This is a genomic window from Tessaracoccus sp., from assembly GCF_016714275.1.
Lineage (GTDB): Bacteria > Actinomycetota > Actinomycetes > Propionibacteriales > Propionibacteriaceae > Arachnia.
On the sequence record NZ_JADJNP010000014.1, the window covers coordinates 1 to 5,729 of the forward strand.

The window sequence follows — 5,729 nt, forward strand, 5'->3', positions numbered from 1 at the left end:
TCCTGCAACCGCTGCGAGGTCACCGGCTCCGGCTGGTACCGGCTCGACTACTGCGAAGCCGCCGCACTCAAGCACGAAAGAGAGACGCACCCATGACCGTCTGCACCTACCCCGGCTGCGGCCAGATCTGCAAGGCCAAGGGCCTCTGCCGGAGCCACTACCGGCAGCAAGCGGCCGGGCGTGAGCTTCGGAGCCTGCCACCCCTGCCGCTGTGCACCATGGACGGCTGCCCCCGGCCCATAGAGGCCAAAGGGTTATGCCGCACCCACTACATGCAGCTACGGCGCAGCGGCAAGGTTGGCGAGATTCGCCAGCAGCTACCGAAGGGCGCCTATGTCGTCTGCTCCTTCGAGGGCTGCGGGCGGCCACACCACACCAGGGGGCTTTGTGGCCCCCACCGGCTCCAGGAGCAGCGCGGCGGCCCACTTCGACCGATCGGTGAGAGCCGGCGCTACCCGTCCAGCACCAAGCCGGCCAAGGCCAAGCTGACCAAGCCCAGGAAGACCGCGAGCACGCTGCCGCCGGGGTGGGAGGCGACCAAGCCAGCCAAGGCCCGTGCTGGGGCGTCAGTCAACCCGGACAACTCCACGGACCACATCGGCAGGGTGCGCAGACTGGAGCCCGACGAGCTGGCCCTGGCGTCACGCCTGCTGGCCCGTCACGCCGCCGCCGACCTCGCCGAAATGCTCGGACTGGTGGCGGCATGAAGCGCGCGCCGACCCGCGCCGACAACCTTCGGGCCATCGCCTCGCAGATCGAAGCGCACGCACTCGCGCTGCTCGACGAAGCCCAGCGGCAGCACAGATGGCAGCTCGCCGCGTCCGTGGTCGAAGCCTCGGAGATGGCCGGCGCGCTACTCCACCGGCTCACCGTGGCCGCCGAAGAGCTGATCCTGACGAGAGACGAGGTGGCCTAGATGGCTCGACGAATCCCGGCGATCTTCGTACCGCTGGACGTGAATCTGCCGCACGACGACGCAATCCGGGCAGCCGGGCCGTGGGCAGAGCTGCTGTACGTGCGCGGCTTGGCCTACGCGAAGCGCTGCCGACCGGACGGCGCGATCCCCAAGTACGACCTTGCAGTGGTCGCCATCGCTATCCCTGGCAGCGCCAAGAGTCACGCAGCCGCCCTGGTCGCCGCTGGCCTGTGGGTGGACAAGGGCGACCACTGGGGAATCCGGTCGTGGCTCAAGTGGAACCTCAGCATCGAGGAGCAGGCCGCCGAGAAGGAGAGGAAGCGACTCGGCGCGATCCTCACCAACCACAAGAAGCACGCCGAGCGGGTCGAATCCTGCCCGATCTGCCGAGGGGAGATGAGCGCATGAGCGCACGCTATAGCGCACGGTCTAGCGCGCGCTCCTGTGACGCTACTAGCGCTGCTAATGGCAGCGCTAGACAAGAGACAACAGACAACAGACAACAGAGGAACTACTTATTACCCATCCCAAGGCCAAATCGTCACCTAGCTAACGCGCGGTTCGCCGACGATTTGGGATTGGTGGCGATGCCATGACCAAGCCCGAAGCCGAGCAGATCGCCAGCGCCATGACCATGATCCGCCCCGACTGGCTGCGAGTCTCGCTTCTCACCATCCTGGCCAAGCACCAGCACCGGCCAGCCCGAGACGTGATGCTCGCCCTCGTCTGGATCGCCTACGACCCCGACACCCAAGCGCCCGGACGCATCAACGCGGACGGGCCGTGGTGGCAGGCAGGACGCTTGGCCGCCACCGAGACCGACGCACGACCCGCGTACCTCACCGCCGCCCGCTGCGGACGACACGGCGACACCGAGCCGTGCCTCCACTGCCAACGCGAGGACCGCGGACCCGTCGCCAACCTCGACACCATCCGACGACTCCGGGCCGAAGCCCGAACCCAGCACACCGAAGGAGACCCCGCATGAACCGCATCGACATGACCGCCGGCGAAGCTCACCGCCGCCAGCAGGAACGCGCCCAAGTTCGGGCGATCGTCCGCAGGTGGGCCGCTGAGGTCGGCTTGCACTGCCCAGCGTCCGGGCAGATTCCCGCCGACGTCGTGGCCGCATGGGAGGCCGCCGTGCTTACGCGGCTGGAGTTTGGAATCGAGGTCGACGGCAAGGAGCCGACCGATGATGACACCTTCGCCGACTTCGACGACGCGCGGGGCGCGCTGGGTGACCCGGCCCGTGAGCGGCTGATGGTCCGCACGGTCACCGCGTGGCAGGAGGTTCCCCGGTGAGCGACACTGAGCCGCACGCACTCCCCACCCCATGGCAGGTCGCCGGGGTCGCCTTCGACGCGCTGCACTGGCGCTCCCGCGGCTCGCTCGCCAACCGCGCCGCGTGGCTGCCGCTGGCCGAAGAGGTGTGCGCGCTGTTCCCCGGACGCACCGAGGCCGCCGTGAAGGCCGAGCTGCTGCGATCCCTGGCCGCCGACCTGCTGCGACAAGCCAACCAACTCGACCCGAGAGAGGCCGACGAATGACCATGCACCGCTGCCCCTGGACGCTGGGCCAACTCCTGGCGATGCACGCACTCGTCAAGGTCGCCGGCCACGAACGGCTCGCGGCCCTGATCCTCGACCACAGCAGCCAGCACGAACCCGACGAACACACCGAAGGAGATCCCCAATGACCACACCCGAAACCCTCGACTACCTCGCCGTGGCGAAGGCGAACTGGAACGCGGTGCCCGGACTGGATGGCACTCCTGAGCACGGCATGTCCGCCGCGCAGACGTGCGCCCTGGTCTCGATCGCCGAGTCGATGGCCGTGCTGGCTGGCGATCTGCGGGAGGAGCGGCTGCGGACGGAATCACTGCGGGGCGCGCTGGTTGAGGCGCGCCGCGAGGTTGACGAGGCCGCCGAGTTGATCGACCGCGTGTGGAAGATCACCAACAGCGACGGCACCGACATTGCCCGGATCGCTGCGATCCATGAGGCGGTGACCCAGTGATCCAGACCGTGACCATCGACATTCCGACGTCGTGGTGGCTGACCAGCAACCAGCGGATGCACTGGCCCGAAAAGGCGCGACGAACGCGAGTGATCCGGAACGTGGCCGGGTTCGTGGCGCTCAGGTCCGGGCTGCACCCGGTCGAGCGGGCGACTGTGACCGTGTGGGTCGGCTACCCGTCCACCCGGCGCCAAGACCCGGCCAACGCGAGCCCAGCAGCGAAAGCGGCGATCGACGGGATCGTGGCAACCCGCCGACTGCTGGCCGACGACGACGCCGAGCACCTGACCGCGGTCACGTTCCGCCGCGACGAGCCGACCGGGCGCAAGGGCTGGTACCGGCTGCGGATCGAGTTCGAGGAAGTCGCCGGAAATGACACCAGTGGGATTCGTTCACCGCGATCCGGGCAAGGAGACGCGGAAGGGTCCGCCATGCTGTCCAGTGACGAGCTAAAAGGATTTAGCAAGGAGGCTAGCCAATCATGATCGATCCCAGCAGGGCGCGATGCCGGTTAGCAAGGGTCTGAGAAACCGAGCAAGGCCGATTCCTCGCAGTCGGATCCCCGGCTCGATGGCACTCGCCGGGCCCCTGGTCATGGCCAGCGACTTCGACGAGGGGATGCTCTGGCTGACCTTGGCCGCCACGGCCGCACGCGTCGAGATGCTGGACCGTGAGGCCCGGCCATGAGCGCCGCCAGAGCCAAGGCCCGCAAGATGGCCGCGAGGTTCAGCCGGCCCCGACAGAGAAGCCTGTTCGGGCCGACTCACCGGAGGGCTCGACTATCCGGCCATTGCCGCGCCACCGCCGGGCATCCGAAGTCGCGGCATCGTCAAGGCCGCGCTCGATTTCGAGCGCGCATATGTCGACTTCCGCCAGCGCTTCGTCGCCGGGATAGCCCCGGATCGGGACGCGCTCGCGAAGCTCCGCATGGAGCGCCCGTGACCACCACCGAGACCGAGCGCAGGGCCAAGTCGGGCTGGTGCTAGACGCGACACCACGACGGATGCCGACGACGCGAAGCCGTCGCGCTGAGGTGCGGCTGCCCCTGCCACGACCACCGGAAGGACACTCCGTGACGACCTGCCCCAGATGTGGCGACACCCTCGCAGGCAACGTCAAGCCGCACTGCGACGGGAGAACCTGCGGCTGGATCATCTGCCGAGGGTGCGCCGAGCGGATCGACCGGAAGAGCCGCCACTTCGCCGGACCATCCAGCGAGAAGGAGAAGCCGTGACGACATGGAGATGCCCGCTGTGCGCGTTCACCACAACCGCCGCCGACGTACTGCCCGGCGTGGTCAAGCACGCGACCGCCGAGCACCCCGCCTACCTGCCCGAGCGAGCCACCATCGCCGACATGCTCGACCTGCTGCCCAAGCTGATCCGGGAGGCGGTCGTGACAGTGGACGCGCCGAACCCGGACGGGCCGGCGGTCAAGGTCAGTCTGGCCAAGGCCGGGCCGCCCGTCTTCCGGGAGTCCCGGCTGCTGAGGGCCGCCAACCCGGCGAGCGAGTCGAGCCTGTTCGCCGACCTGCTGGTGTGCTCGCGGATCATCTGGGAAGCCTTCGACGCGCAGGCCAGAGGCATGCACCCCCAGCCGGTCGGAGACCTGTCGTGGGCTGCCGAGTTGGCTTGGCTGCACAGGCCTGGCCGGACGCGCAGGCATGGCTGGATCCGGTCGACTTCGCCTGGATCGAGTCCGAGGTGCGCCACATCGTGGGCGTGTTCGCCGCGTTCGCCAAGCTCCGCGCCCGACCCCGCTACCGCTGCCCTGACTGCCGTGAGCAGATGCACCTCAGCGACGGCGACTGGCTGACCTGCGGCGCCGGCCATCAGCACCCCGGCCCGCGCAGGCTGGAGCGCGAATGGCGACGCAAGGCGCCGATGCCGACCCGCGAACTGTGCGAGGCGCTGAGGGTTCCAGACTCGACGCTGCGGAAGTGGCGGGAGCGCGGGAAGCTGCGTCCGACACGCGAGGAGGGGCGCGTCTGCTGGTGGCTGCCGTGGGACGTGATCGCCCTGAGATACCCCGACATCGTGACTGCGATCGACGACCGCGACCAGGGCGCGGCGTAAATCACACCGCTGGGATTTCGCTGTGCTATCGTGACACTTCGAGGGGCGAAGTGTGTCCCCGAGCCAAGCCGCCAGACCCTTGAGGTCGGCGGCTTTCGTCATGCCAGCCCCGCCTCTGATCCACGCGCACTCGGCTGGCCCACATGCTCACAACACAATGGGCACAACCGAATAGCGCGGACGCCCCGACCCTGCCCCCGCAGACGGGGCGTCCGGCACCCCTCGATCCCCGTCCCCGGCGCGCGGTGACTGGTCTCCCGCCGACGCCGGGGACGCTGGGCCAAGCTCGGAGGTGAAGGGGCTGTGGCTACCTCGAACCCTCGCACGGCCAACGGCTCGGCACGGCGCAAGGTCCGTGCTCAAGTCCTCGCCGAAGAGACGGTGTGCGCGATCCCTGACAACGAGGGTGGATGCGGACACCAGCCCGTCGACAAGACCCTGACCGTTGAGTGGGGCAAGCATGGTGCTCGATGCAAAGGCGACGGTTGCCCTGGATGCTCGCCGCATCCGATGCGTGCCGAGGTCGACGAGATCGTACCGATCGCCAAGGGTGGAAGCCCGATCAACCGGGCCAACTGCCGCCTCAGCCACCGTCGATGCAATCGCAAGCGGGCCGACGTCCTCGCCGGCTACAAGCCCGAGCCAATGCCCGTCGAACTGTTCCCACTGTCCGACTGCTGGGGCGGAATCTTCGACTCGCTTCGGGTCTGACGCGACGG

General features: G+C 68.5%; 13 protein-coding genes. All 13 read left to right on the forward strand.

What is annotated here, in order from left to right; genetic code table 11:
- The first annotated feature begins 92 nt into the window (after positions 1 to 92).
- The 13 genes from IPJ61_RS21175 (at position 93) to IPJ61_RS21235 (ending at position 5,721) form a co-directional block, all read left to right on the forward strand.
- The gene (locus IPJ61_RS21175) at positions 93 to 707 is read left to right on the forward strand and encodes a hypothetical protein (protein ID WP_297112541.1); all 615 of its coding nucleotides are present in this window, start codon (positions 93 to 95) and stop codon (positions 705 to 707) included.
- Positions 704 to 916, forward strand: coding sequence for a hypothetical protein (locus IPJ61_RS21180; protein WP_297112543.1), 213 nt, complete (start codon positions 704 to 706; stop codon positions 914 to 916). Before IPJ61_RS21175 ends, IPJ61_RS21180 begins: the two co-directional genes overlap by 4 nt.
- Positions 917 to 1,324 carry a hypothetical protein gene (locus tag IPJ61_RS21185; RefSeq protein ID WP_297112546.1) on the forward strand — a complete coding sequence of 136 codons (408 nt, stop codon included), beginning with the start codon at positions 917 to 919 and terminating at the stop codon, positions 1,322 to 1,324.
- Positions 1,325 to 1,508: 184 nt separating this feature from the next.
- The gene (locus IPJ61_RS21190; RefSeq protein ID WP_297112549.1) at positions 1,509 to 1,904 is read left to right on the forward strand and encodes a hypothetical protein; all 396 of its coding nucleotides are present in this window, start codon (positions 1,509 to 1,511) and stop codon (positions 1,902 to 1,904) included.
- Positions 1,901 to 2,221, forward strand: coding sequence for an Lsr2 family DNA-binding protein (locus IPJ61_RS21195; RefSeq protein WP_297112552.1), 321 nt, complete (start codon positions 1,901 to 1,903; stop codon positions 2,219 to 2,221). The genes IPJ61_RS21190 and IPJ61_RS21195 overlap by 4 nt, the downstream gene beginning before the upstream one ends.
- The gene (locus IPJ61_RS21200; RefSeq protein ID WP_297112554.1) at positions 2,218 to 2,466 is read left to right on the forward strand and encodes a hypothetical protein; all 249 of its coding nucleotides are present in this window, start codon (positions 2,218 to 2,220) and stop codon (positions 2,464 to 2,466) included. The genes IPJ61_RS21195 and IPJ61_RS21200 overlap by 4 nt, the downstream gene beginning before the upstream one ends.
- Positions 2,463 to 2,615, forward strand: coding sequence for a hypothetical protein (locus IPJ61_RS21205; RefSeq protein WP_297112558.1), 153 nt, complete (start codon positions 2,463 to 2,465; stop codon positions 2,613 to 2,615). Before IPJ61_RS21200 ends, IPJ61_RS21205 begins: the two co-directional genes overlap by 4 nt.
- Positions 2,612 to 2,935: a hypothetical protein gene (locus tag IPJ61_RS21210; RefSeq protein ID WP_297112560.1), complete on the forward strand. Its 324-nt coding sequence runs from the start codon at positions 2,612 to 2,614 to the stop codon at positions 2,933 to 2,935. The genes IPJ61_RS21205 and IPJ61_RS21210 overlap by 4 nt, the downstream gene beginning before the upstream one ends.
- Positions 2,932 to 3,420, forward strand: coding sequence for a hypothetical protein (locus IPJ61_RS21215; protein WP_297112563.1), 489 nt, complete (start codon positions 2,932 to 2,934; stop codon positions 3,418 to 3,420). The genes IPJ61_RS21210 and IPJ61_RS21215 overlap by 4 nt, the downstream gene beginning before the upstream one ends.
- A 587-nt stretch (positions 3,421 to 4,007) precedes the next feature.
- The gene (locus IPJ61_RS21220) at positions 4,008 to 4,169 is read left to right on the forward strand and encodes a hypothetical protein (protein WP_297112566.1); all 162 of its coding nucleotides are present in this window, start codon (positions 4,008 to 4,010) and stop codon (positions 4,167 to 4,169) included.
- A complete protein-coding gene (locus IPJ61_RS21225) occupies positions 4,166 to 4,750 on the forward strand; it encodes a hypothetical protein (protein ID WP_297112569.1) in 585 nt (194 codons plus the stop codon). The genes IPJ61_RS21220 and IPJ61_RS21225 overlap by 4 nt, the downstream gene beginning before the upstream one ends.
- Positions 4,723 to 5,010, forward strand: a complete 288-nt coding sequence (locus tag IPJ61_RS21230; RefSeq protein ID WP_297112571.1) for a helix-turn-helix domain-containing protein — start codon at positions 4,723 to 4,725, stop codon at positions 5,008 to 5,010. The genes IPJ61_RS21225 and IPJ61_RS21230 overlap by 28 nt, the downstream gene beginning before the upstream one ends.
- A gap of 303 nt (positions 5,011 to 5,313) precedes the next feature.
- Positions 5,314 to 5,721, forward strand: a complete 408-nt coding sequence (locus IPJ61_RS21235; RefSeq protein WP_297112573.1) for an HNH endonuclease signature motif containing protein — start codon at positions 5,314 to 5,316, stop codon at positions 5,719 to 5,721.
- Positions 5,722 to 5,729 lie beyond the last annotated feature (8 nt).

What these genes read in the sequence shown, in the direction of transcription:
- IPJ61_RS21175 (WP_297112541.1), top strand. Translation starts at nt 93, where the DNA reads ATGACCGTCTGCACCTACCCCGGCTGCGGCCAGATCTGCAAGGCCAAG.
- IPJ61_RS21180 (WP_297112543.1), top strand. Translation starts at nt 704, where the DNA reads ATGAAGCGCGCGCCGACCCGCGCCGACAACCTTCGGGCCATCGCCTCG.
- IPJ61_RS21185 (WP_297112546.1), top strand. Translation starts at nt 917, where the DNA reads ATGGCTCGACGAATCCCGGCGATCTTCGTACCGCTGGACGTGAATCTG.
- IPJ61_RS21205 (WP_297112558.1), top strand. Translation starts at nt 2,463, where the DNA reads ATGACCATGCACCGCTGCCCCTGGACGCTGGGCCAACTCCTGGCGATG.
- IPJ61_RS21210 (WP_297112560.1), top strand. Translation starts at nt 2,612, where the DNA reads ATGACCACACCCGAAACCCTCGACTACCTCGCCGTGGCGAAGGCGAAC.
- IPJ61_RS21195 (WP_297112552.1), top strand. Translation starts at nt 1,901, where the DNA reads ATGAACCGCATCGACATGACCGCCGGCGAAGCTCACCGCCGCCAGCAG.
- IPJ61_RS21230 (WP_297112571.1), top strand. Translation starts at nt 4,723, where the DNA reads ATGCACCTCAGCGACGGCGACTGGCTGACCTGCGGCGCCGGCCATCAG.
- IPJ61_RS21190 (WP_297112549.1), top strand. Translation starts at nt 1,509, where the DNA reads ATGACCAAGCCCGAAGCCGAGCAGATCGCCAGCGCCATGACCATGATC.